Origin of the sequence: Streptomyces lancefieldiae (assembly GCF_031845825.1) — a bacterium.
In the GTDB taxonomy this organism is placed as follows: Bacteria; Actinomycetota; Actinomycetes; order Streptomycetales; family Streptomycetaceae; genus Streptomyces; species Streptomyces lancefieldiae.
The window spans coordinates 21,155-45,721 of record NZ_JAVRFH010000026.1; the positions used below are offsets into that span (position 1 = coordinate 21,155).

21 protein-coding genes and 1 tRNA gene are annotated in these 24,567 nt (G+C 70.2%); 8 read left to right on the forward strand and 14 right to left on the reverse strand.

Annotated features, from left to right (window positions below; translation table 11 throughout):
• Window positions 1-37: 37 nt before the first annotated feature.
• On the forward strand, window positions 38-562 hold the full coding sequence (locus RM812_RS23775; RefSeq protein WP_311575284.1) for a hypothetical protein: 525 nt from the start codon (window positions 38-40) through the stop codon (window positions 560-562).
• A 290-nt stretch (window positions 563-852) separates the two neighbouring features.
• On the opposite strand, the gene clpB is transcribed toward RM812_RS23775, so the two are convergent.
• Window positions 853-3,474 carry an ATP-dependent chaperone ClpB gene (gene clpB / locus RM812_RS23780; protein WP_311575285.1) on the reverse strand — a complete coding sequence of 874 codons (2,622 nt, stop codon included), beginning with the start codon at window positions 3,472-3,474 and terminating at the stop codon, window positions 853-855.
• A 312-nt stretch (window positions 3,475-3,786) separates the two neighbouring features.
• Window positions 3,787-4,122: a hypothetical protein gene (locus tag RM812_RS23785; protein ID WP_311575286.1), complete on the reverse strand. Its 336-nt coding sequence runs from the start codon at window positions 4,120-4,122 to the stop codon at window positions 3,787-3,789.
• A gap of 305 nt (window positions 4,123-4,427) precedes the next feature.
• Here RM812_RS23785 and RM812_RS23790 point away from each other — a divergent pair, with 305 nt between their 5' ends.
• Both RM812_RS23790 and RM812_RS23795 read left to right on the forward strand, forming a co-directional pair.
• A complete protein-coding gene (locus RM812_RS23790) occupies window positions 4,428-5,453 on the forward strand; it encodes a helix-turn-helix transcriptional regulator (protein WP_311575406.1) in 1,026 nt (341 codons plus the stop codon).
• Window positions 5,450-6,430: a helix-turn-helix transcriptional regulator gene (locus RM812_RS23795; protein WP_311575287.1), complete on the forward strand. Its 981-nt coding sequence runs from the start codon at window positions 5,450-5,452 to the stop codon at window positions 6,428-6,430. Before RM812_RS23790 ends, RM812_RS23795 begins: the two co-directional genes overlap by 4 nt.
• On the opposite strand, the gene RM812_RS23800 is transcribed toward RM812_RS23795, so the two are convergent.
• From RM812_RS23800 to RM812_RS23830, 7 genes are all read right to left on the reverse strand, one after another.
• The gene (locus RM812_RS23800; protein WP_311575288.1) at window positions 6,393-7,415 is read right to left on the reverse strand and encodes a helix-turn-helix transcriptional regulator; all 1,023 of its coding nucleotides are present in this window, start codon (window positions 7,413-7,415) and stop codon (window positions 6,393-6,395) included. The genes RM812_RS23795 and RM812_RS23800 overlap by 38 nt on opposite strands.
• A gap of 203 nt (window positions 7,416-7,618) precedes the next feature.
• Entirely contained in the window at window positions 7,619-8,737 is a 1,119-nt protein-coding gene (locus RM812_RS23805; RefSeq protein WP_311575289.1) for a sugar ABC transporter substrate-binding protein, read from the reverse strand.
• Between the two features lie 179 nt (window positions 8,738-8,916).
• Window positions 8,917-9,372, reverse strand: coding sequence for a heat shock protein transcriptional repressor HspR (locus RM812_RS23810; protein WP_311575290.1), 456 nt, complete (start codon window positions 9,370-9,372; stop codon window positions 8,917-8,919).
• A gap of 4 nt (window positions 9,373-9,376) precedes the next feature.
• On the reverse strand, window positions 9,377-10,570 hold the full coding sequence (gene dnaJ, locus RM812_RS23815) for a molecular chaperone DnaJ (RefSeq protein ID WP_311575291.1): 1,194 nt from the start codon (window positions 10,568-10,570) through the stop codon (window positions 9,377-9,379).
• Window positions 10,571-10,621: 51 nt separating this feature from the next.
• Window positions 10,622-11,269 (reverse strand): nucleotide exchange factor GrpE, encoded by a 648-nt coding sequence (gene grpE / locus RM812_RS23820; RefSeq protein WP_311575292.1) that lies wholly within the window; start codon window positions 11,267-11,269, stop codon window positions 10,622-10,624.
• Window positions 11,266-13,119, reverse strand: a complete 1,854-nt coding sequence (dnaK, locus tag RM812_RS23825) for a molecular chaperone DnaK (protein ID WP_311575293.1) — start codon at window positions 13,117-13,119, stop codon at window positions 11,266-11,268. The genes grpE and dnaK overlap by 4 nt, the downstream gene beginning before the upstream one ends.
• Before the next feature lie 95 nt (window positions 13,120-13,214).
• Window positions 13,215-14,648, reverse strand: a complete 1,434-nt coding sequence (locus RM812_RS23830; protein WP_311575294.1) for an MraY family glycosyltransferase — start codon at window positions 14,646-14,648, stop codon at window positions 13,215-13,217.
• Between the two features lie 249 nt (window positions 14,649-14,897).
• Between RM812_RS23830 and RM812_RS23835 the strand changes: the two genes are divergently transcribed.
• The gene (locus RM812_RS23835; RefSeq protein ID WP_311575295.1) at window positions 14,898-17,180 is read left to right on the forward strand and encodes a (Fe-S)-binding protein; all 2,283 of its coding nucleotides are present in this window, start codon (window positions 14,898-14,900) and stop codon (window positions 17,178-17,180) included.
• A 144-nt stretch (window positions 17,181-17,324) separates the two neighbouring features.
• Window positions 17,325-18,365, forward strand: coding sequence for a YIP1 family protein (locus RM812_RS23840; protein WP_311575296.1), 1,041 nt, complete (start codon window positions 17,325-17,327; stop codon window positions 18,363-18,365).
• Window positions 18,366-18,452: 87 nt separating this feature from the next.
• Here the strand turns inward: RM812_RS23840 and RM812_RS23845 are convergent, their stop codons facing one another.
• Together RM812_RS23845 and dcd are read right to left on the reverse strand one after the other, a co-directional pair.
• Window positions 18,453-18,950, reverse strand: a complete 498-nt coding sequence (locus RM812_RS23845; protein ID WP_311575297.1) for a phosphoribosyltransferase — start codon at window positions 18,948-18,950, stop codon at window positions 18,453-18,455.
• 39 nt (window positions 18,951-18,989) lie between these two features.
• A complete protein-coding gene (gene dcd / locus RM812_RS23850) occupies window positions 18,990-19,565 on the reverse strand; it encodes a dCTP deaminase (RefSeq protein WP_217140873.1) in 576 nt (191 codons plus the stop codon).
• A 509-nt stretch (window positions 19,566-20,074) separates the two neighbouring features.
• Between dcd and RM812_RS23855 the strand changes: the two genes are divergently transcribed.
• Window positions 20,075-20,148: transfer RNA gene (locus tag RM812_RS23855), tRNA-Gly, on the forward strand.
• A 306-nt stretch (window positions 20,149-20,454) separates the two neighbouring features.
• Window positions 20,455-20,997, forward strand: coding sequence for a DUF1707 SHOCT-like domain-containing protein (locus RM812_RS23860; protein WP_311575298.1), 543 nt, complete (start codon window positions 20,455-20,457; stop codon window positions 20,995-20,997).
• Between the two features lie 54 nt (window positions 20,998-21,051).
• Here the strand turns inward: RM812_RS23860 and RM812_RS23865 are convergent, their stop codons facing one another.
• Window positions 21,052-21,999 carry a GlxA family transcriptional regulator gene (locus RM812_RS23865; RefSeq protein WP_311575299.1) on the reverse strand — a complete coding sequence of 316 codons (948 nt, stop codon included), beginning with the start codon at window positions 21,997-21,999 and terminating at the stop codon, window positions 21,052-21,054.
• A gap of 71 nt (window positions 22,000-22,070) precedes the next feature.
• Here RM812_RS23865 and RM812_RS23870 point away from each other — a divergent pair, with 71 nt between their 5' ends.
• Window positions 22,071-22,967 carry an NAD-dependent epimerase/dehydratase family protein gene (locus RM812_RS23870; RefSeq protein WP_311575300.1) on the forward strand — a complete coding sequence of 299 codons (897 nt, stop codon included), beginning with the start codon at window positions 22,071-22,073 and terminating at the stop codon, window positions 22,965-22,967.
• Here the strand turns inward: RM812_RS23870 and RM812_RS23875 are convergent.
• Together RM812_RS23875 and RM812_RS23880 are read right to left on the reverse strand one after the other, a co-directional pair.
• Window positions 22,964-23,512 carry a hypothetical protein gene (locus RM812_RS23875; protein ID WP_311575301.1) on the reverse strand — a complete coding sequence of 183 codons (549 nt, stop codon included), beginning with the start codon at window positions 23,510-23,512 and terminating at the stop codon, window positions 22,964-22,966. The two genes, RM812_RS23870 and RM812_RS23875, sit on opposite strands and share 4 nt — an antisense overlap.
• 237 nt (window positions 23,513-23,749) lie before the next feature.
• A complete protein-coding gene (locus RM812_RS23880) occupies window positions 23,750-24,355 on the reverse strand; it encodes a lytic polysaccharide monooxygenase auxiliary activity family 9 protein (RefSeq protein ID WP_311575302.1) in 606 nt (201 codons plus the stop codon).
• Window positions 24,356-24,567 lie beyond the last annotated feature (212 nt).

Genomic DNA, 24,567 nt, shown 5'->3' on the forward strand with positions numbered 1-24,567 from the left:
CCGGTCGGGTGGAGGTCGGCGAGCGGAGGCGGGAGCCATGAGGCGGACACGGAATCCGGCGGCGCTGCCCGGGGGCGGCCCGGAGGGGCCGCGCGGGCGGACCAGGCGGGGGCTGTTCGCGGCCCTCGTGACGCTGCCGGCGCTGGTCCTGCTCCCCCTGCTCGTCGCCTTCGCAAGCATCCTCCTACGGGCTTCGGACGACCGGGACGAGGGCCGGGCCGACGCCGTCCCCTGCTCCGAGGCCCTGGCCTTCGGCGGGGCCGCGCTCCCGGACGGTGCCCGGCCGGTCGGGGCGTGCCTGCGCCAGGGCTTCCAGGACACCCACTACAGCGCCGCCTTCCGCATGCCCCGCACGGGTGTCCAGGGCTGGCTCGCACACACCTACCCGGACGCCCCCGCCCCGGGGACGGCGTTCTGCCCGGGCGAGGACGCCGATCTGTGTCTGGATCCGGGCCCCGGACAGGGCCTGCCGGCCGGTGCGGACGCCCATGCCGTGCAGGTGCGGGTGGTGTACGAGGGCGCGGGCACGGCGCTGGTGCGCTTCGCGTCGTTCACCGTGTGACGCCGGGGGCTGCCGCACGGGACTACGCACGGGCGCCCCGACTCGGGCCGGACTGCACCCGGTCCGCGCCCGCACCCCTGGGGGGCCGCCCACGGACGCCCCCCAGGCGGGAGGGCCCGGGCGCGTCCCGCCACCCGCACGCGATCCACAGGGCGGGCCCCGCCCCCGCCCGGGCCACGCAGCGCCCCCGCCCGGCGTCACGCACGGACGGCCCGCCACTCCGCAGGAACCCCACAGGAACCCCGCAGGGGCCCCGCAGCGATGACGGGCCGTGCGCCGCGCGCCGGGGACTACAGCGTCTTGCCGCTCGCCGGTCCCACTATCAGGTCGTCGCCGAAGCGGTCCACGCGGACCGTGTCGCCGTCCTTGATCTCGCCGGAGAGGATCTCCCGGGCGAGCCGGTCGCCGATCGCGGTCTGGACGAGGCGGCGCAGCGGGCGGGCGCCGTAGGCCGGGTCCATGCCCTCGTCGGCCAGCCAGGCCAGGGCGTCGTCGGTGACCTCCAGGGTGAGGCGGCGCTCGGCGAGTCGCCGGGCGAGCGCGTCGATCTGGAGCCGCGCGATCCGGCTCAGCTCGTCCTTGCTCAGGGCCGAGAAGACCACGAGGTCGTCGAGCCGGTTGAGGAACTCCGGCTTGAACGACGCCCGGACCACCTCCAGGACCTGCTCCTTCTTCTCCGCCTCCCCGGTCAACGGGTCGACCAGGTACTGGCTGCCCAGGTTGGAGGTGAGGACCAGGATGGTGTTGCGGAAGTCGACGGTGCGGCCCTGCCCGTCGGTGAGGCGCCCGTCGTCCAGCACCTGGAGCAGGATGTCGAAGACCTCGGGGTGCGCCTTCTCCACCTCGTCGAGCAGGACGACCGTGTACGGGCGCCGCCGCACGGCCTCGGTGAGCTGGCCGCCCTCCTCGTACCCGACGTACCCGGGCGGGGCGCCGACCAGCCGGGCGACGCTGTGCTTCTCGCTGTACTCCGACATGTCGATGCGGACCATGGCCCGCTCGTCGTCGAAGAGGAAGTCCGCGAGGGCCTTGGCCAGCTCGGTCTTGCCGACGCCGGTCGGACCGAGGAAGAGGAACGACCCGGTCGGCCGGTCGGGGTCGGCGATGCCGGCCCGCGAGCGCCGTACGGCGTCGGACACGGCCCGGACCGCCTCGGTCTGGCCGATGAGCCGCCTGCCGAGTTCGTCCTCCATGCGCAGCAGCTTCTGCGTCTCGCCCTCCAGCAGGCGCCCGGCGGGAATGCCGGTCCAGGAGGCGACGACGTCCGCGATGTCGTCGGCGCCGACCTCCTCCTTGACCATGGTGTCCTTGGCGCCCCCGCCGGAGGCGGAAGACGTCAACGCCTCCTCGGCCTCGGAGGCGGCCTCCAGGTCACGCTCCAGGGCCGGGATCTCGCCGTAGAGGAGCTTGGACGCGGTGTCGAAGTCGCCGTCGCGCTGGGCGCGTTCGGCCTGCCCGCGCAGTTCGTCGAGCTTCTCCTTCAGCTCGCCGACCCGGTTGAGGGACTGCTTCTCCTTCTCCCAGCGGGCGGTGAGGCCGCGCAGCTCCTCCTCCTTGTCGGCGAGGTCGCGGCGCAGTCGCTCCAGTCGCTCCAGGGAGGCGGCGTCGGTCTCCTTGCCGATCGCCAGCTCCTCCATCTTCAACCGGTCGACGGCGCGCTGGAGTTCGTCGATCTCGACGGGGGACGAGTCGATCTCCATGCGCAGCCGGGAGGCGGCCTCGTCGACGAGGTCGATGGCCTTGTCGGGCAGGAAGCGGGAGGTGATGTACCGGTCGGAGAGGGTGGCGGCCGCCACCAGCGCGCTGTCCGCGATCTGCACCTTGTGGTGGGCCTCGTAGCGGCCCTTGAGCCCGCGCAGGATCGCGATGGAGTCCTCGACGGTCGGCTCGGCGACCAGCACCTGCTGGAAGCGCCGCTCCAGGGCGGGGTCCTTCTCGATCCGCTCGCGGTACTCGTCCAGCGTGGTCGCGCCGACCATGCGCAGCTCGCCGCGCGCGAGCATCGGCTTGAGCATGTTCCCGGCGTCCATGGCGGAGTCGCCGCCCGCGCCGGCCCCCACGACGGTGTGCAGCTCGTCGATGAAGGTGATGATCTGCCCGTCGGAGTCCTTGATCTCGGCGAGGACGGTCTTCAGCCGCTCCTCGAACTCGCCCCGGTACTTGGCCCCGGCGACCATCGCGCCCAGGTCGAGCGCGACCAGCCGCTTGCCCTTCAGCGACTCGGGCACGTCCCCCTTGACGATCCGCTGGGCGAGCCCCTCGACGACGGCGGTCTTGCCGACGCCGGGCTCGCCGATGAGCACGGGGTTGTTCTTCGTACGGCGGCTGAGCACCTGCACCACCCGCCGGATCTCCTGGTCCCGCCCGATGACCGGGTCGAGCCTGCCCTCGCGGGCGGCGGCGGTGAGGTCGGTGCCGAACTTCTCCAGCGCCTTGTACTGACCCTCGGGGTCGGCGGTGGTCACCCTGCGCCCTCCCCTCGCCTTGCGGAAGGCCTCCTGCAACTTCTTCGCACTGGCACCCTGCCCCTCCAGTACCTCACCGGCCGCGCCGCCCTTCGCGGCGATGCCGAGGAGCAGGTGCTCGGTGGAGAGGTACTCGTCCCCGAGCTCCTTGGCGCGGGCCTGGGCGTCGGCGACCACGGCGAGCATCTCACGGCCCGGTTGCGGCGGCGCGACCGTGGACCCGGTCACGCTGGGCAGCCCCGCCAGGATGCGCTCGGCGCCGGAGCGCACGGCCGCGAGGTCGGCCTCGACGGCCGCGAGCAGGTCGGTGATGTTCTCGTTGTCCTGCCCCTGGAGCAGAGCCAGGAGCAGGTGTGCGGGGGTGAGGTCGGCGTGCCCCTCGGTCACGGCCCGGTTGCTGGCCGCGTTGATGGCGTCCCGGCTCCGGTTGGTCAGCTCGGCGTCCACGTTCTGGCTTCCCTCCTAGCGTCGGCCGTCGGCGGTCCGGCCGCGTCTCCCAGTGCTGACTCAGTCAACGTACACAAAGTTGAGTCTATTCCACTCAAGGGAGCGACGCGGGTCGGGTCACCGGCGTCCGGTGCCACCGAAGCCCGCCCCGTGGCCGGCCTGCGCCGCGCGAGGGACTTTTCGGCCGGACCGGGAACGGGCGATACCGCGACAGGTCGCCGCAAACGACAGCGGCGTCACCGTGTTCAGGTCACGGTGACGCCGCTGCCGGGGGGAAGCACCTGAGCGATGTGTTACGACGGGGGAATCGCGTCAGGCGCTGCGGGGGGTGGCTGAGATGGTCCTCACTTCGGAGATCTCCGGCTCCACGAGCCGGTGATCCCTCTGGTCCAGGTTCACGAAGATCATTCCGTAGCGGATGGCACACCGCACGGGCTGGGGCGCCCCCCTGGGGCGCCGCAGACACCGGTACGCCCGTACGTCACCGTCCTCGTCCAGCGTGACGACGACCGGCTCACCGAAGACGGTCACCATCAGCGAATCCCCGGCATGGGGAATCGCGGTGACCAGATCGATGAAGTGCCAGCCGGAGCGGTAGGCGGTGGCCATCTCGCGGCGGAAGGAACGGTCGTCGGGTGGCGTGGTCATCGCGATCAGTCCCACACACTGTCGGCCGGGACAGCCGCCGGCTCACCGCCGGGGCCCGCGACCGCCACTGAGTGAACGCCACCCGCGTCGGGCTCACCGCTCTCCACGCCGAGGCCGGCCAGCACACCGAAGGCCACAACGGTGGAGAAGGCGGTAACAAGCACCGAGCGAAGCATTCTCATACGCATAGTCGGCTTCGTCCTCACTTGATGGTCGCCTCATTCCCCCGTCGGATAAGACGATGGCTCATTCGGGCACGTCATGGCCACACAATCGGTGCATCATGTTCCTGCACGTTCAGGACCCTGGGGGGTGGAGATTTGGTAGCAAAATGGACTAAGAGGGATCATCCCCATACGGGAACCGAGTTGTGCCCAGAAGGCAGCCGTCTGTACGCGCACGCCCTCAGGGCTGGACGCATACCGAGGACCGACGTCGAGGCCGCTCCGTGCCTGATGGATCTCGCCCTGCTCCACCCCGATCCCGACGACGCCCAGTGGTTGCGTCCGGTTCCGCCGTCGGTCGCTCTCGCCCAACGGCTCAATCCCATCGAACGAGAGATCACCGAACAACGCCGGCTGTCGATCGAACTCGCCGAGCTCTTCGAACCGTTCATGGACATCAGCACCCAGGAAACGAGCCCCGCTCACTCCATCACGGTGCTGGAAGGCCTCGACCGGATCAACGCGGCACTCGACCTGGCGACCGCGCAGTGCCAGACCGAGATGCTGACGGTCCAGCCCAGCGGCCACCGCCGTCCCGAGAACCGGCTGCTGGAAGGGCTCGAACGCGACAAGCCCCTGATCGAGCGTGGCGTACGGATCCGAACCCTCTACCAGCACACCGCCCGGTTCAGCCCGGACAGACTCGCCTACGCGGACCAGTTCACCGACGGCAAAGTGGAATACCGCACCATCGACGAGCTCGTGGAGCGCCTCATCATCTGCGACGAGACCGTCGCGTTCATCCCCGTCCGCGAGGACCGGCAGGTCGCCCTGGAGCTGCGTCACCCCGGCCTCGTCCGCTACCTGGTGAGGGTCTTCGAGTTCATCTGGAACCGAGCCGTTCCACTCACCGCCGGCGCGCCCTACGAGACGGCCCCGGACGGCATCACCGACATCCAGCACTCCATAGCCAAGCTCCTCGTGGAGGGCCACGTCGACGAGGCCATCGCCCGCCGGCTCGGCATGAACGTGCGCACGTGCCGCGCCCACATCGCGAAACTGGCGTCTGTCCTGGGCAGCGGCAGCCGCGCCCAGCTGGGTTACCTGATCGCGCAGTCGGGGATCCTCGAAAAGGCGCAGGGCGGCCAAGGAGGGGACCACTCGTGACCGGGGAAACACACCGTCACGCAAGCGAGGAGCCCTGTGAGGCGGGTCTCGAGCTCTATGCCCTCGCCCTGCGCGAAGGGCGGCTGCGCGCGTCAGAGGCGCGTTCAGTGCCCTGCCTGGCCGCCCACGGCCTGTTGCGGCCGGCCCTGGACGACCTGGACTGGCTGGAGCCGGTGGCCCCGGCCGTGGCCCTGCACAGGCTCCTCCGCTCCTCGGCGGACCGGGTCGCCGACGAACGGCGGCGTTCGGAACGACTGGCCGAGAGTTTCGAGCGCTTGATGCGGCTCGGTGGACGGTACGACGTCTCGCCGGCCGATCCGCTGATCACTGTCCACAGCCAGAAGGAACGCATCAGCCACATCCTGGACGAGGCGATGGCCGACGCCACCGAAATCCTCGCCATCCAGCCCCACAACAGCTACGCGCCCTCCAAGGTCGGCTTCGCGGAGGCCGCCTTGCGGCGCGACCAGGACCTGCTGGACCGCGGCGGCCGCATCCGCGCCCTCTACCAGCACACCCTGCGCCACGCGCCGCCGATCCGCGCGCGCTACGAACAGCTTCGCGGTGACGTCCAGGCCCGCACCCTCGACGAGGTCACCGACCGCCTGATCCTCCTCGACCGCACGGTGGCCTTCATCCCCGCCAACACCGACCGCAGTCTCGCGCTGGAGGTCCGGCAGCCGGCCCTCGTCGCCTACTTGACCACGACCTTCGACCGCCTGTGGCGCCTGGCCACGCCCATGTACCCACAGGCCGTCCACCAGCCCACCCTCAACGGCATCACCCCCCGCCAACGGGCCATAGCGGCCCTGCTCACAGAGGGCCACACCGACGCCGACATCGCCGACCGCCTCGGCATGAACGTCCGTACCGCCCGCGTCCACATCGCCAAACTCGCCGCCAACCTCGGCAGTGAGAGCCGGGCGCAGCTCGGTTACCTCATCGGGCGGTCGGGGATTCTCGACCAGGAACGCTGACGGGGGGCGAGCCGTCCAGGCCGACCTGGGCTATGCGCACCCCCAGCTGGGTCCGGCTGGCCGCGCCCAGGGTCTCCGACAGGCGGGCGATGTGCGCCCGGCACGTCCGCACGCTGATGCCCAGCCGCTCGGCGATCACCGCGTCCTGGTGCCCCTCCGCCAACAGCGCCGCGATGGACTGCTCGCGGTGGGAGATGCCCTCGATGCCGGTGTCGGGCAGCGGGGCCGTCAGCGGGATCGCGAGGCGCCACAGCCGCTCGAAGACCGTGACCAGGTAGGCGATCAGCGCGGGGTGGCGCAGTTCGAGGGCCATCGTGCGGTCCGTGTTGGCGGGGATGAAGGCCACCGTGCGGTCGAAGAGGATGAGGCGGTCGATGACCTCGTCGAGGGTGCGGGCCTCCACCGCGCCGCCCATCAGCTCCAGGTAGGTGAGCAGGCCCTGCCCGTGCCGGGCCACGTGCGTGTACAGGTCCCGCATCCGCACCCCGCGCCCGCGCAGCGCCAGCGCCCGGTGCAGCCCCTCCGACAGCTCGTGCTCACGCCGGATGCCGCCGGGCTGGACGGTGAGCACCTCGGTCGTGCACGCCTGGGTCGCCTCGTCCATCGCGGCCTGGATCCGGGACAGCCCGTCCAGCACCCGGATCGCCGTACCCTCCGCCCCGGTCGGCGTCTGGACCTGACGGCCCAGGACCGCGTACCACTCGAAGGCCTCCACCGCCGAACCCACCCGGCGCTGGCTGGAGCGGACCTCGTCGTGGACCCCGCGCAGCAGCCGGGTCATGACCTCCTGCGGGGAGGTCGGCACCAGCCAGTCCATGTCGTCGGGGTCGGGGTGCAGCAGGGCTAGCTCCAGCAGGCAGGGCACCGGCTCCGCGTCCCGGCGCGGCACGCGCCCGCGCCGTACGGCCCGGGAGTACACGCGGTCCCCGGCCGCGCACAGCCGGTCGGCACCGTGTGGATGCTCCTGAGCCCCGTGCCCGGCCATCGCCCATCCCACCCCTGGTTCCGGCTCTTTCCGCAGCGCAACTATGCGCGGCCCGGACCGGCTCCGCAACACGGCTCCGCACGGCAGGGCGACCGGAAGGCACCCGTTGCGTCCGGTATGCCCGGGCAGCACACCGGGAAGCCCGGGGCAGCACCGCCGGGACCGGCCCGGCCCCGTCCGGCCCGGTACGCCCCGGTCCGGGACTACTTCAGCTTGATCTTCGTGCAGTCCGCCGCGTACTTGGCCGTGCAGATGTCGCTGACCTTGTAGAAGCCGTCGGCGACGACGGTCTCCTTGATGTTGTCCTTCGTCAGGGCGACGACGGGGACCAGCTGTGCGGGGATGCCCTTGTGAGTGGGGCTGTCGACCTTCTCGCGGGCGAGCGCCTCGAACTGGATGTCCCGGCCCTGGACCCGCGCCACGGCCATCTCCGCGGCGTGCTCCGCCTCCTGCGGGTAGGACTTGTACACGCTCATGTACTGCTCGCCGGTGACGATGCGCTGCACCGCGGCGAGGTCCGCGTCCTGTCCCGTGATCGGCGGCAGGTCGGTGACGCCCGCGGCCTCCAGGGCCTCGATGATGCCGCCCGCCATGCCGTCGTTGGCGGAGTAGACGCCCGCGATGTTGTCCTTGCCGATCTTCTCGATCGCCTCGGTCATGTTCGCCTCGGCGTTCTCCGGCTTCCAGTCCTTGGTGTCGAAGGACTGCGCGACCGTCACCTTGCCGCTCAGCTCGGACAGCGCCCCCGCCTTGAACTGCTTGGCGTTCGGGTCGGTGGACGAACCGTTCATCATGACGATCTTGTCGGAGCTGTCGGCCTTGGCACCGAGCGCCTCGACGAGGGAGCGGCCCTGGACCTCGCCGACCAGCTCGTTGTCGAAGGAGATGTAGGCGTCGATCGGCCCCTCGGCCAGCCGGTCGTAGGCGATGACCGGGATGCCGGCGTCCTTGGCCTTCTGCACGCCGGCCGCGATGGCCTTCGAGTCGACCGCGTCCAGCACGATCACGTCGACCTTGTCGTCGACCATCTGCTGCAACTGCTCGGCCTGCTTGGACGCGCTCGCCTCGGCGTTGGCGTACTTGACGTCGCCCTGGTCACGGGTGAGGTCGGCGAGCTTCGCCTTGAAGAACGGGTAGTCGAACTGCTCGTAGCGGGTGTTGTCCTTCTCCGGGAGCAGCAGGCCCACCGTGATGTCGTTGCCCTTGGTCGGGCTCGCCCCGTCGCTGCTCTCCGACGCGCCGAGCGCCCCGCAGGCGGCCAGCGAAAGGGTCATCATGGACGCGGCCACGGATATGGCGATACGACGGGCACGGCTGCTCACTTGCGCTTACCTTCCGACACACACGGGTGGTGCTTGAGACCCAGGTGAAGGAAGCCAACGCCGTCTTCACGAAATCGTCAAGAAGTACTAGACCAATGAGACAGCAACGTTGCGAACAGGCCCGGAGGTTCGGTTGAACCTCCGGGCCTGCCGATGCCGTTTTCCCTTGTGCCGCCTGGTCAGTCCGCGGTCTGACCGTGCCGCTTGGGCCGCCACACCACCAGGGCGCTGGTCTGCTGTACCTCTTGGTACGGCACCAGGTCGCGCCGGTACGAGGCGTGCACCGCCGCCTCGCGCTGGCGGATCGCCGTGGCCGCGCCGTCGAGGGCGTCCGCCAGCTCCGCCACCCGGGACTGGAGCGCGGCGACCTGGTTCTCCAGTTCGATGATGCGCTTGATGCCGGCCAGGTTGATGCCCTCGTCCTGCGACAACTGCTGCACCTGGCGGAGCAGTTCGATGTCGCGGGCCGAGTAGCGCCGGCCGCGGCCGGCCGTCCGGTCCGGGGAGACCAGGCCGAGGCGGTCGTACTGGCGCAGGGTCTGCGGGTGCAGGCCGGAGAGCTGGGCCGCCACCGAAATGACGTAGACCGGGGTGTCCTCGGTCAGTTCATACGGGTTGCGTCGACGACCGTCCATCTCCTCAAGCTCCCTTCGCGGCCTGGAACAGCTCCGCCCGCGGGTCCTCCTCCGCGGTCGCCTCGCGATACGCCTCCAGCGCGTCACGAGCCTTCCCCGACAGGTCCCTCGGAACACTCACCTCCACGGTGACCAGAAGGTCGCCGCGGGTGCCGTCCTTGCGGACCGCGCCCTTGCCCCGGGCGCGCATGGTCCGGCCGTTGGGCGTGCCCGCCGGCAGCTTCAGCGTGACGGGCGGACCGCCCAGGGTCGGCACCCGGACCTCGCCGCCGAGGGCGGCCTCGGCGTAGGTGACCGGGACGGTGACGGTGAGGTTGTCGCCCCGGCGACCGAAGACGGGGTGGTCCTTGACGTGGACGACCACGTACAGGTCGCCCGCCGGGCCGCCCCGCTCGCCCGGCGTGCCCTTGCCGCGCAGCCGGATGCGCTGCCCGTCCGACACCCCGGCCGGGATGCGGACCTGCATCGTCCGCGAGGACTTGGCGCGTCCGGAGCCCTTGCAGACCTCGCAGGGGTCCTCCGCGATCAGGCCGCGGCCCTTGCAGTCCGGGCACGGGTCGGTGAGCGAGAAGCCACCGCCCGAACCCCGGGCGACCTGACCGGTGCCGACGCAGGTCGGGCACACGCGTGGTGTGCCGTTCTTGTCGCCGGTGCCCGAACAGGCCTTGCAGGGCTGCTGGCTGGACATGCGCAGCGGGACCGTCGCGCCCTCGATGGCCTCCGTGAAGCTCAGGGTGACCTCGGACTCGATGTCCTGACCGCGCCGCGGCTGGGTCCGCGTGCCGGTGCCGGGACCGCCACCGGTGCGGTTGAACAGGCCCCCGAAGACGTCGCCGAGCCCGCCGCCGAAACCGCCGGCACCCTGGCCCCCGCCCTGGGCGCCGCCTCCGAAGAGGTCGCCCAGGTCGAAGTTGAAGGTGCCGCCGCCGCCCGCGCCCGGCCCCGGGCGGAAACCGCCGTTGCCGAAGAGGGCGCGGGCCTCGTCGTACTCCTTGCGCTTCTTGGGGTCACCGAGGACGTCGTTGGCTTCGGAGATCTCCTTGAAGCGCTCCTCCGCCTTGACGTTTCCCTTGTTGGCGTCCGGGTGGTTCTCGCGTGCGAGCTTCCGGTACGCCTTCTTGATCTCGGCCTCGGTGGCGTCCTTGGGGACGCCGAGGACCTTGTAGTAGTCCTTCTCGATGAAGTCCTTGGTGCTCATCCCCGACGTCCCTCCTCTCCTGCGTACGCGTACTGCCTGTACTCCGTGACGTCAGCCCTCCTCCGGGCCACCGTTCTCCTTGTCGTCGGCCGCCTCGGCCGGCTCCTCGGCCTTGACGGTCTGCGCTCCCGGCTGCGGCTCGGCCACGGCCACCCGCGCGGGGCGGATGGTGCGCTCGCCGATCCGGTACCCGGGCTGCAGGATCGCCACGCACGTCGTCTCGGTGACGTCCGGTGCGTAGGAGTGCATCAGGGCCTCGTGGATCGTCGGGTCGAAGGGCTCGCCCTCCTTGCCGAACTGCTGGAGGCCCAGCTTGGCGACCGTGGTCTCCAGCGACTCCGCGACGGACTTGAAGCCGCCGACCAGCTCGCCGTGTTCGCGGGCGCGGCCGACGTCGTCGAGCACGGGAAGCAACTCGGACAGGAGGTTCGCGACGGCGACCTCCTTGACCGCGACGCGGTCCCGCTCCACCCGGCGGCGGTAGTTCTGGTACTCGGCCTGGAGGCGCTGGAGGTCCGCCGTGCGCTCGTTCAGCGCCGTGCGCACCTGGTCCAGCTGGGCCACCAGGCCCGCGTTCTCACTCGCGTCCCCGGCCGGGGCCGCCCCCTCTTCGGAGGCGGCCTGCGGCTCGGCGTCGTCAGGGGTGGCGCCGGAGGGGACGTCGGGCTTCTCCTCGAAGCCCGGGGTCTCCTCCGTCACGCGGCACCGTCCTTGCGCTCGTCGTCCACGATCTCGGCGTCGACGACGTCGTCGTCGGCCTTGTCACCGGCACCGGCACCCGCGCCGGGAGCCTCGCCGCCGGCGGCCTGCGCACCCTGGGCGTCGGCGTACATGGCCTGGCCCAGCTTCTGCGAGACGGCGGCGACCTTCTCCGTGGCGGTGCGGATCTCGGCGGTGTCCTCGCCCTTGAGCTTCTCCTTCAGCTCGGCGACGGCGGCCTCGACCTCGGTCTTGACCTCGCCCGGGACCTTGTCCTCGTTGTCCTTGAGGAACTTCTCGGTCTGGTAGACGAGCTGCTCGCCCTGGTTGCGGGACTCGGCGGCCTCGCGGCGGGCGTGATCCTCCTCCGCGTACTTCTCGGCCTCCTGGCGCATGCGGTCGACCTCGTCCTTCGGCAGCGAGGAGCCGCCGGTGACGGTCATCTTCTGCTCCTTGCCGGTGCCGAGGTCCTTCGCCGTGACGTGCATGATGCCGTTGGCGTCGATGTCGAAGGCGACCTCGATCTGCGGGACGCCGCGGGGCGCCGGCGGCAGACCGGTCAGCTCGAACATCCCGAGCTTCTTGTTGTACGCCGCGATCTCGCGCTCGCCCTGGTAGACCTGGATCTGCACGGAGGGCTGGTTGTCCTCGGCGGTGGTGAAGATCTCCGAGCGCTTCGTCGGGATCGTCGTGTTCCGCTCGATCAGCTTGGTCATGATGCCGCCCTTGGTCTCGATGCCGAGGGACAGCGGGGTGACGTCGAGGAGCAGGACGTCCTTGACCTCGCCCTTGAGGACACCGGCCTGCAGGGCGGCGCCGATGGCGACGACCTCGTCCGGGTTGACGCCCTTGTTGGCGTCCTTGCCGCCGGTCAGCTCCTTGACGAGCTCGGCGACGGCGGGCATACGGGTGGAGCCACCGACGAGGACGACGTGGTCGATCTCGGACAGCTGGATGCCGGCGTCCTTGATGACGTTGTGGAACGGCGTCTTGCAGCGCTCCAGCAGATCGGCCGTCAGCTGCTGGAACTGGGCGCGGGTGAGCTTCTCGTCCAGGTGCAGCGGGCCCTCGGCGGAGGCCGTGATGTAGGGCAGGTTGATCGAGGTCTCGGTGGACGAGGACAGCTCGATCTTGGCCTTCTCGGCGGCCTCGCGGAGGCGCTGGAGGGCCATCTTGTCCTTGGACAGGTCCACGCCGTGACCGGACTGGAACTGCTTGACCAGGTAGTCGACGACGCGCTGGTCCCAGTCGTCACCACCGAGGTGGTTGTCACCGTTGGTGGCCTTCACCTCGACGACGCCGTCGCCGATCTCCAGCAGCGAGACGTCGAACGTGCCGCCACCGAGGTCGAAGACGAGGATGATCTGCTCGTCCTTGTCGAGGCCGTACGCCAGCGCGGCGGCCGTCGGCTCGTTGACGATGCGCAGGACGTTGAGGCCCGCGATCTCACCGGCCTCCTTGGTGGCCTGGCGCTCGGCGTCGTTGAAGTACGCCGGGACGGTGATGACCGCGTCGGTCACCTTCTCGCCCAGGTAGGACTCGGCGTCCCGCTTCAGCTTCTGCAGCACGAAGGCGCTGATCTGCTGCGGGTTGAAGTCCTTGCCGTCCAGGTTGATCTTCCAGTCGGTGCCCATGTGGCGCTTGACCGACCGGATGGTCCTGTCGACGTTCGTGACCGCCTGGCGCTTGGCGACCTCGCCGACGAGCACCTCACCGTTCTTGGCGAAGGCGACGACGGACGGCGTGGTCCTGGCGCCCTCGGCGTTGGTGATGACGGTGGGCTCGCCGCCCTCCAGAACGCTGACGACGGAGTTAGTCGTGCCCAGGTCGATGCCGACCGCACGTGCCATGGTGAATAACCTCCAGCTGACTTGAGTGGAACAGGCTCAAGTGTGCATGACGCCCACCGCTGGGTCAACAGAGGTGAGTCGAGCAGGCTCAACTCTTATCCGTTCCTTACGCGCAACGGCGCGCTGACCTGCGTGTTCTCGTCACTCCGGGCCTGACGAACCGGGAAAATCGCTGCCCGGAAGGACGCCCGGGCGGGGGCACCGGTTGTCTCGAGAGGCTCCCGAGGCTGCCGCTGCGACTGCGACTGCGACTGCGAGTGTGACTGCGGCTGCGACTGTGCCCGGGGCGCGCGGACGCGGGCGTCCACCCCCGCCCGGAGGCCACGGGCGACCGCACGGGTGCCCGTCCCCGCACCCGTACCGGTGCCCATGCCCACACCGGTGCCCTGCCCCGTCCGGCGCCCGCGACTCCGGGTGTCCGTCCCCGCCCGGGGCACACCGACCACACGGGCGCCTCCGCCCGTTCCGGGCGTCGTGACCCCACGGGCGCCCGCGCCCGCCGCGGGCACACGGACCACGCCGGTGTCCGGCCTCGTCCGCCGCGGCTCGTACACCCGCACCCGCAACAGCGCCACCACTGCGAGGGCCACCCCGCCCGCCAGCCACAGCGGCGTCGTGTCCCTCGCCCATCCGATGTGGACGAGCACGCCCGCGAGCACCCCGCAGAACGAGACCACGCCGAGGACCACCACCGCGCCCTGCGGGGTGAGGCCCAGCCGCCGCAGGCGATGGGCGAGATGGTCGGGCCCGCCCCGCAGCGGTGGCCGCCCGGCCAGCAGGCGCGAGAGCAGCACCAGGACGGCGTCGGCGACGACGGGCGCGGTCAGCGCGAACAGCACCCCGACGCCGGCCCGGGGATCGTGCCCCGCCCGGGTGAACACCGCCGCCCCGGCGAGCAGGAAGCCCGCGAAGAGCGACCCGCACGCCCCGAGCGCGATCCGCGCGGGATACCGGTTGTGCAGCAGGAACCCGGCCAGCGCGGCGGCCAGCGCGCTCAGCAGTACCGCCAGCCCGTCCATCAGCTCCGCCGCGGCGCAGGCGCCGACACCGAAGGCGGTCACGACACCCACCGTGCCGGCCACCCCGTCGGCGTGGTCCAGCCCCCGGAAGGCGGTGGCGACCGACGTGATCCAGACCGCGGCGAGCACTCCGGCCAGCGGTCCGTTCTCGCCGTACGGCACCACGCACGCCGCCGCCACGGCCGTACCGGCGACCAGCCACCGACGCCGCAGCCGCCAGACGTCCGCGGCCAGGCCGAGCGCGCCGACGGCGGCCCCGGCGACGAGCAGCCGGCCGACCCCCGAACCGAGCGGCACGGTGCCGGTCCAGTCGCCGGCCCACACGACCAGTCCGGTGACGAGCACCACGGCCACGCCACCGAGCAGGGGGACGGGCCGCTGCCGTCGCCGGTCCAGGAGGCCGAGGCGGAGGGCGGGCACCCTCAGCGACGCGGCGATCAGGGCGGCCAGGAGAAAGGAGGCGGCGGCGGTGGCGAACGAGGCGGTGACGGCAGCGATCCCGTAGAGCACGGGCACAAGATATGCCGAATATCATGATTTGCGACGAACGGCGCGGCGAGACCGGCGTGGCGCCGGGCCCGCCGACCGGCAGGTGGCGCGCGGCGATCGGCCCGCCGGTCAGGGTTGCCTCAGCGACGCAGATCACCGCACGTCCGACTACAGTGCGGCGGAGGATGGGGGTAGTCTCAGACGAACTGAATAAGTTACCGCTTAGTAATACCGCCCCCTCGTAACCTCGCAGGCCCGAGGAGCCCCCAAATGCAACTCGCCGCGATCATCGTGTCGCTGGTCCTGATCGTGGTCGGCGTCGCACTGTTCGGCCGCGCCGTCCTGCAGATCTACACCCACATGCGGCTGGGCCAGCCGGTGCCGGCCGGAACACGGACCAACGACCCCGTGGACCGCACCGTCACCGTGGCCAGGGAGTTCTTCGGCCACACCCGGATGAACCGCTGGGGCATCATCGGGCTGGCGCACTGGTTCGTGGCGGTGGGCTTCTTCTCCCTGCTGCTGACGATCGTCAACGCCATCGGCCAGCTGTTCAAGGCCGACTGGATCCTGCCCGTCATCGGCGACTGGGCGCCGTACAACGTCTTCGTCGAGTTCATCGGCACGATGACGGTGCTCGGCATCCTGGTCCTGATCGCGATCCGCCAGGTGAGCAAGCCGAACAAGCCGGGCCGCAAGTCCCGCTTCGCCGGTTCCAACTTCGGCCAGGCGTACTTCGTCGAGGCCGTCATCCTCATCGTCGGCGTCTGCATCTTCATGCTCCACGCGCTCGAGGGCGCCCAGCACCACGTGGACGGCTACGAGGCCTCCTTCTTCATCTCGTACCCGGTGGTGTCGTGGCTGGAGGGCATGGACCTCTCCACGCTCCAGAACCTCACCTACTTCTTCGCCGGCCTGAAGATCGCGACCTCCTTCATCTGGATGATCACGGTGGGCCTGAAGACCGACATGGGCGTGGCCTGGCACCGCTTCCTCGCCTTCCCGAACATCTGGTTCAAGCGCGACGCGAAGGGCGGCACCGCGCTGGGCCCGCTGCTGCCGATGACCTCGGGCGGCAAGCCGATCGACTTCACCGACCCCGGTGACGACGACGTCTTCGGCGTCTCCCAGGTCGAGCAGTTCTCCTGGAAGGGCCTGCTGGACTTCTCCACCTGCACGGAGTGCGGGCGCTGCCAGTCGCAGTGCCCGGCCTGGAACACCGGCAAGCCGCTCTCCCCCAAGCTCCTGATCATGTCCCTGCGCGACCACGCGCACGCCAAGGCCCCCTACCTGCTGGCCGGCGGCGGCAAGACGACGGAGGGCGAGGAGAAGGCGTCCGAGGAGCAGCTCAAGGACGTCCCCGCGGCGGCCCTCGCCGAGGCCGAGCGCCCGCTGATCGGCACCCTCGAAGAGAACGGCGTCATCGACCCGGACGTCCTGTGGTCCTGCACCACCTGCGGTGCCTGCGTCGAACAGTGCCCCGTCGACATCGAGCACGTCGACCACATCGTCGACATGCGCCGCTACCAGGTGATGATCGAGTCCGCGTTCCCCTCCGAGGCGGGCACGATGCTCAAGAACCTGGAGAAGAAGGGCAACCCCTGGGGCCTGGCGAAGAAGCAGCGCCTGGAGTGGACCAAGGAGGTCGACTTCGAGGTCCCGGTCGTCGGCAAGGACATCGAGGACCTCACCGAGGTCGAGTACCTCTACTGGGTCGGCTGCGCCGGCGCCCTGGAGGACCGCGCCAAGAAGACCACCAAGGCCTTCGCCGAGCTGCTCCACATGGCGGGCGTGAAGTTCGCCATCATGGGCGGCGACGAGAAGTGCACCGGCGACTCCGCCCGCCGCCTCGGCAACGAGCCCCTCTTCCAGGAGCTCGGCATGGAGAACGTCATGTCCCTCAACGCCGCCTTCGGCGAGGAGATGGACGACGACGGCAAGGTCGTGCCCGAGTCGGCGAAGCCCAGGTCGGCCAAGAAGATCGTCGCCACCTGCCCGCACTGCCTCAACACCCTCGGCAACGAGTACCCGCAGCTCGGCGGCGACTACGAGGTCATCCACCACACCCAGCTGCTCCAGCACCTGGTGGACGAGGGCAAGCTGACCCCGGTCACCCCGGTCGAGGGCATCATCACCTACCACGACCCCTGCTACCTGGGCCGCCACAACAAGATCTACACGCCCCCGCGCGAGATCATCGCCGCCGTCCCGGGCGTCCGCAACGAGGAGATGCACCGCCACAAGGAACGCGGCTTCTGCTGCGGCGCCGGTGGCGCCCGGATGTGGATGGAGGAGCGGATCGGCAAGCGCATCAACAACGAGCGCGTGGACGAGGCCCTGTCCGTCAACCCGGACATCGTGTCCACCGCCTGCCCGTTCTGCCTCGTCATGCTCACGGACTCCGTCAACGGCAAGAAGAACGACGGCACGGCCAAGGAGTCGATCCAGGTCGTGGACGTCGCCCAGCTCCTGCTGGACTCCGTCAGGACCCCGGCCGACCCGGCCGGCGAGACGGAGGCGGAAAGCGCACCGGAGCCCGAGCCGGTGAAGTAACCGGCCCCGCCCGGCAGCCCGGCGAACGGCGGCCCCTGACCCCCAGCGGTCAGGGGCCGCCGCCGTTCCGCCAACTGCCGGGCGGCCGGGGCCGGGCGGGGACACCCGGCCCCTAAGGGGCGTCCCGGTCAACTCCCGTAAGGGATGTCACAGCTCGGCCGCAAAGGACGCCCCGAATGGCCGGGCCCCGCACGTCACTCTCCGGGACCAGGTACGTTCGAAGGCGTGGCTGGATTCAGGATCGGACGCGGCCGGGACAACGGCGCTCCTCACGCGCGACCGCAACACCCTCCGTACGGACAGCAGGCGCCCCAGGGACCGTCGTACGGCGGCCCCGCCGCGCCTCGGCAGCCGTACCCGCAGCAGCCGTACGGGGGTGGCGCCCCCGGCGGCTCCCCGTGGCCGCAGGCGCACGGCGGGGGGCACGGCGGCGGGCACGGGGAGCCGGAGTACTTCGGCGACGGCGGCGGCTACCCCCAGGGCGGCCCGCACCACCCGCACGGCGGGCACGCCCCGCAGGCCCCGCACGACCCGTACGCCGCCAACAACCCGGGCCACACCCAGGCGTTCACGGTCGGCGAGGACCCCTACAACCAGGGCGGGACCTACCGCGCCGGCTCCGCCGCACCGCCCGGCCCGGTCGGCCCCCGTCTGCACTGGAAGGACCTGCTGAAGGGCGTCGTCCTCGCCCCCAACCAGACCTTCCTCCAGATGCGGGACTACGCGATGTGGGTCCCGGCGCTCATCGTGACGTTCCTCTACGGCCTGCTGGCGGTCTTCGGCTTCGACGGCGCCCGCGAGGAAGCGATCAACGCCACGCTGTCGAACGCGGTCCCGATCGTCCTGACCACGGCCGTGGCCATGGTCCTGAGCGCGTTCATCCTGGGCGTGGTCACCCACACTCTGGCCCGGCAGCTCGGCGGCGACGGCGCCTGGCAGCCCACCGTCGGCCTCTCCATGCTGATCATGTCCATCACGGACGCGCCCCGCCTGGTCGTCGCGATGTTCGCCGGCGGCGACGCGCCCTTCGTCCAGATCCTGGGCTGGATCACCTGGGTCGCGGCCGGCGCCCTGCTGACCCTGATGGTCAGCCGCTCCCACGACCTGCCCTGGCCGAAGGCGCTCGGCGCTTCGGCGATCCAGCTGATCGCGCTGCTGTCGATCGTGAAGCTGGGCACGTTCTAGCTCCCCGTGCCCGGCACGTGAAGGGCCCCCGGCGTCGCGCGCCGGGGGCCCTTCACGTGGCCGCGTCACCTGCCGCGTCCTCGCCGATCAGGCGTCGAGCACCTGCCCGTCCCGCCGCACGACCGGCGGCAGGACGCTCCACGGGAAGTTGATCCACTCGTCGGTCCGCTTCCACACGTACTCGCACTGGACGAGGGAGTGGGACTTCTCATAGATCACGGCGCTGCGGACCTCGGCGACGGTGTCGAGGCAGAAGTCCCGCACCAGCTTGAGCGTCTTGCCGGTGTCGGCGACGTCGTCGGTGATCAGGACCTTCTTCTCGGAGAAGTCGATGACGTTCGGCACGGGCGCCAGCATGACCGGCATCTCGAGGGTGGTACCGACGCCGGTGTAGAACTCCACGTTCACGAGGTGGATGTTCTTGCAGTCGAGGGCGTACGCCAGCCCGCCGGCCACGAAGACCCCGCCGCGGGCGATGGAGAGCACTATGTCGGGCTCGTACCCGTCGTCGGCGACGGCCTGCGCCAGCGCGCGCACGGCCACACCGAACTGCTCGTAGGTCAGATTCTCCCGAACGTCACTCATACCCGCGTCCCGCCTGCGTTCTCGCTGCTCATACCCGGCTCATACCTGGGTCCGATGGAAGTTGATGAAGGACCGGGAGGCGGTCGGCCCCCGCTGCCCCTGGTACCGCGACCCGTACCGCTCGCTCCCGTACGGGTGCTCGGCCGGCGACGTGAGGCGGAACATGCACAGCTGCCCGATCTTCATCCCCGGCCACAGCTTGATGGGCAGGGTGGCGAGATTGCTGAGCTCGAGCGTCACGTGCCCGGAGAACCCGGGGTCGATGAACCCGGCGGTGGAGTGCGTGACGAGCCCGAGCCGCCCGAGCGAGCTCTTCCCCTCCAGCCGCGAGGCGAGGTCATCGGGAAGCGAGACGACCTCGTACGTACTGGCCAGCACGAACTCGCCGGGATGCAGGATGAACGGCTCGTCCCCGTCCGGCTCCACGAGCCGGGTCAGGTCCGCCTGCTCGACGGAGGGGTCGATGTGCGGGTACCGGTGATTCTCGAACACCCGGAAGTAGCGGTCGAGGCGCACGTCGATACTCGACGGCTGCACCATGGAGTCGTCGAAGGGATCGATGCGGACCCGCCCGGAGTCGATCTCGGCCCGGATGTCCTTGTCTGAGAGAAGCACGCACCGAGGATACGCAAGGCGCGCGGAACAGCGACAACCGCCGCCGCGCCGCGCGCCTGAACCCGCTCGGGAATGTGCTACCGCTTCTGCGAACCCACCGGCACGGCACTCCGCAGCCGCGCACACCGCGGACATCGGACGAGCCGACCGGGGCCGAGTCGCTCGGCCTGCTGCATCGGGAATGTGGCTGCGGTGAACACGTGCCCATCGGCACAGCGGACGAGGGTGCGCTCCATCAAGTCCTTCAAGTCCCTTCCCCAAGAGCCTCGTCTGGCTTACTACCCTGACGACAAAAGCCACACTACGGGATAAAAGAGACGACCCTCCAGGCGGCACTCCGCCCTCACACGCACCCTCCCCGACGCCCCCACCGTACGCCCCAACTCCGCCCCGACGCAGCCGCGTCCCACCCCCCGAAACCCCCGCAGGCCCCACGGCGCGAACACCGGGGGCCTGCGATGGGGTAGAGTGAGCGAGCGTCCAGGCACCGACCTCGGTCGGCGTCTTACGCGGGTGTAGTTTAATGGTAGAACATCAGCTTCCCAAGCTGAGAGCGCGAGTTCGATTCTCGTCACCCGCTCCATGAAGAAGGCCCAAGTCAGCGACTTGGGCCTTACTTGTTGTCTAGTCCAATCAGGGGGCGACGTGCCCTCAGCGTGCCCTAAGTCGAGTCCAGGCGGTCGCACCAGCACCATTCGGACGCCCCAGCAGGCATCAACCTGACCCCGCGTCCCCCATCGCGAGACGCAATTTGTGTGACCCGCACCTCACGTTGTGCAAAGGGCCACCAAGTCGCATACGCGAAGGGTGGTTTGCGGGACAGGTGGCGCTCGTCCTCCGGGCCTGCCTTGACGGGTTCACCTCGCCGACTCGGCAGTACGGTGAACCCGTGACCTCCTTACCGGAAGAATCGCCGTCGCTGATCGGTGAAGACGACCGCGAGGCAGCCGTGCGACGCTTGCAGGAGTCGTACGCGGAAGGGCTCATCGCACACGAGGTGTTGGACGAGCGCCTTCACCAGGTGCTCAGCGCCAAGACGCAGAGCGAACTCGCGCCCGCTCTGGCCTCACTCCCGGAGGAGCAACCGGCGAGTACGGCCACGATCGCCGCCGCCGGTGGACGGATCAAGCGGCGTGGCGCGTGGCGGGTGCCTCGCGTTCTCAAGGTCGGGTCAGCCTATGGAAGGGTGCGCCTGGACCTGTCCCGGGCGATCATCGAGCACCCGGTCGTCGACATCGAGCTGCAACTGGGAACCGGCGGGGCCAGGATCACTGTGCCCCGGGACGCGGTGGTCGACGTCGAAGGACTGAGCACGGGATGGAAGGACCTGCGGTACAAGGCTCCGCGGCGCCCCCGGCCCGGCGGGCCGACGATTCGGATCTCCGGGGTCATGGGGTACGGACGCTTGAAGATCCGCCACGCCCTGCGTTGAAGCCCCGTCCGGTGCTTCGGCCCCGCTGGCGGCGGGCGCAGCACCAGCGGCTCGTCACGTGCCCCTGGCCGGGTGGTCGACCTGCCGGCTGAAGCTCGCGCGATAGGCAGTGGGAGTGAGTCCGACCCGGCCGACCATGTGCTTGCGCAGGGAGTCCGCGCTGCCCAGACCGCTTCTCCCGGCCACCTGGTCCATGGGCAGCTCGGTGGTCTCCAACAGCTCTCTGGCCCGGTCGACGCGCCGGTGCAGCAGCCATTGGAGAGGGCTCAGGCCGGTCTCCGCGTGGAAGCGCCGGGTGAGGGTGCGCACGCTCGTCCTGGCATGACCGGCCAGGTCCGCCAGGGTGAGCGGGCGATCGAGGCGTTCGAGCGCCCAGGCGCGGGTGGAAGCGAGTGAGGTACCGCGTTCCGGCGGCAGCGGGGTCTCGATGAACTGGGACTGGCCGCCCGGCCGTACGGGAGGGACGACCGCGAGCCGCGCGGCCGTGTTGGCGGCCGCCGCGCCGTGGTCGACCCTGACCAGATGCAGACACAGGTCGATGGCGGCCGCGGCCCCCGCCGAGGTGAAGATGCCGCCGTCCTCGACGAAGAGGAGGTCGGGCTGGACATCGACGGCCGGAAAGCGAGTGGCGAGGTCGTCGGCCAGTCCCCAGTGGGTAGTGGCGCGGCGCCCGTCGAGCAGGCCGGCCTGGGCCAGTACGAACGCCCCCGTACACAGCGAGGCGATGCGGGCGCCGGTGGCGGCGGCTTTCCGCAGGGCGTCGAGAACCTCCGCGGGAGCCTGCTCGCCGCCGCTGCCCACGGCGATCACCGTGTCGGCATCCTCCATCGCGTCCAGACCGTCCGGCACCACGATGTCGGGGCCGCCGACGGTCGGCGTCGGGCCGGGGCGCGCGGTACACACACGCACGTCGTAGTGCTCCACGTTGTGGAACACCATGAGCGGGATCGAGACGTCGAAGCTCAGTACCGGCGGCACGACGACTGCGGCGACGCGGTGCATGGCCAGAACCTCCGGATGGTTGGCATTGTGGCCACTATTCCACGAGGCCGGGGAGCGGCACCGTGGTCCGCATGAAATCTCATGTGATCGTGGGACGTGGGGCCGCAGCGTCGAAGACCGCTCTTCTTCTCGCCGAAGACGGCGAGCGGGTGCGGATGATCAGCCGGACCGGCGGCGGGCCCGACCACCCGCTCGTCGACAGAGTCGCTGCGGACGCGACCGACACCGATCGGCTCACCGAACTGACAGAGGGGGCGGACACCCTCTTCACCACGGCCGCCCCGCCGTACCACCGCTGGCCGGAGCAGTTCCCGGTCCTGTCGGCATCGCTCCTCGGCGCGGCGCGGCGGGCCGGGGCCGCGTACGTCATGCTCGGCAACCTCTACGCCTACGGTCCGGTGAGCGGGCCGATCAGGCCGGACTTCCCCCTGGCGGCGACCGGCCCCAAGGGGCGGGCCAGGGCGCGGGTCTGGGAGGAAGCCGCCGCCTCGGGGGTGAAGGTCACCGAGGTGCGGGCCGCCCAGTTCTACGGCGCCGGCGCCTTCTCGGTGTTCAGCCTCATGGTGCAGCGGCAAGTCCTGGAAGGCAGACTGGCCCTGGTGCCGCAGGAACTCGACGTGCCGCACAGTTACTCGGCGATCGGCGACACCGCACGCACGCTGGTCGCCGCGAGCCGCAACGAGCAGGCATACGGCCGTGCCTGGCACGCCCCCACCTCGACCCTGTCGGTGCGGGAACTGGCCGGGCGACTCGCCGATCTCGCGGGTGCCCCGGAACCACGGATGGAAGAGCTGACCGAACGCGACCTGACCCTGCTGGCGTTCACCGAGCCGTTCTGGGCGGAGATGCACGAAGTACTCACCAAGCCCGGCCGGCCGTTCGTCATCGACTACTCCGAAACCGAGAAGATCCTCGGCGTGAGCGCCACCCCGGTGGACGACGTGCTCGGGGAAGTGCTGAACCGCTAGGCGGGCACCAGGTCTCCCAGTGCCTCGCGAAGAGCCGTGCCCACGACAGGCCCCGCCACGGCCACCTGTCGGAGCTCGTCGCCCTTCATGTAGCGGTAGCTCTGCGGAGGGTGGAAGGACCCGGCGGAGCGCAACGCATTGAGCGTTACCGGCTCATCGAAGGCGACAGGACTCTCCATCATGAGGCCGCTCGCCTGCGTTGCGCCGCTCATATAGGCGTCGTACTCCCGCCGGGTAATCCCCGTCTGCCTCCGATGAGCCGACCAGACCTCGCTGGGGGTGGCGACGTGGACGGCGGCGATGCGTGACATGCCCACCACCGCCATGGTGGGCGCGGTCGCGTACAGGAGGACGGGCGTCCCGGGAGGGGCGGCGACAACCAGCGCACCGATGGTGCGCACACAGTCGGATGGATGAGCGGCACGAGTCGCAGGCGCGAATCCCAGCAGCCATCCAGGCGGTCTGACCGCGTTCGACTCGGCCAGCTGCGACTGCGGCCCCGTTGTTAACGGCTCGTCCCGGCCGACGGACTGCGCGACGATCACGAGGCGGTCTGTTTTACGTCGGCAGGCACGGCGCACCGCGTCATGGCACCGTTCCACACGAAGCGCCCTCCAATCCGGCTCGGCCCGGCAAAGGTCTTCGGTCACAGCACCGGAAGCGCGGGAAGCCCGTCGGGGCAGGGTGACCGCATGGGCCCCCTGCCCCGACGAGCTCGGCCGGCCGGGCGGCGGGTTACCGGCGCCCGGCAGAGGCCGGTGCCGTGTGCGGCGCTCCCCGGCTCAGCCGAAGTTCACGTCGCTGCACCACATGTAGGCCTGGTCGAGGTGCGAGGCCTGCCAGATCACGAACAGGATGTGGTGTCCGGTGTAGCCGGAAGTCTGGACGGGGAACGTGATGTCCTGCGCCGGGGCGAAACGGCCGGTCTGCGTGATGAAGTCGAGGTTGCCCCAGCCCAGGGTCTGGGTCTTGGGGTCGAAGCCCTGCTTGCTCACGTAGACCTTGAAGTAGTCGGCACCGTGGGACGCCTGGTCGTACAAGTGGACCGAGAAGTTGTTGCCGACGGTGGTGGTCTTCCACTGCCCGGGCTTGTTCAGGCTGGCGTTCCTCGAGAGGTTGTTGCTGCAGAGCGTCCCGTCGGGGGTCCGCGCCTGGAACTGGCCACCGAGGCCGTCGCGGAGCGCGCTCATCCAGTTCCACATGGTGTCGGGGTTGGCCTGGAAGGCCTGCCAACACATGGGGTCCTCGGTCTGCATGGCCGGGTTCGTGTGGTTGCTGCCCCACGTCTTCCAGCACTGGTACGCCCGGGAGGCGGGACCGACGATGGTGCCGTGGGCCTGGGCGGGGGCCGACCAGGTCAGTGCGCCGACAACCACGGCGAACAGCATGACGAGTGCCTGGAGAGGGCGACGGAGGGACGACCGCGAACGCCCGGTTAACGGACTCTGTGTGCGCATGTGGGGGGAACTCCTTCCAGTTGCAAGGCTGTAGTGGGAGCGCTCCCAACGGTAGGTCTCCTGGGTGAAATGTCAATGAAACGCACAAAGTTGATCACAGCGGTGGGCAACGAGCCGGCAATCTGCCGTGAGCCGGACGCGCC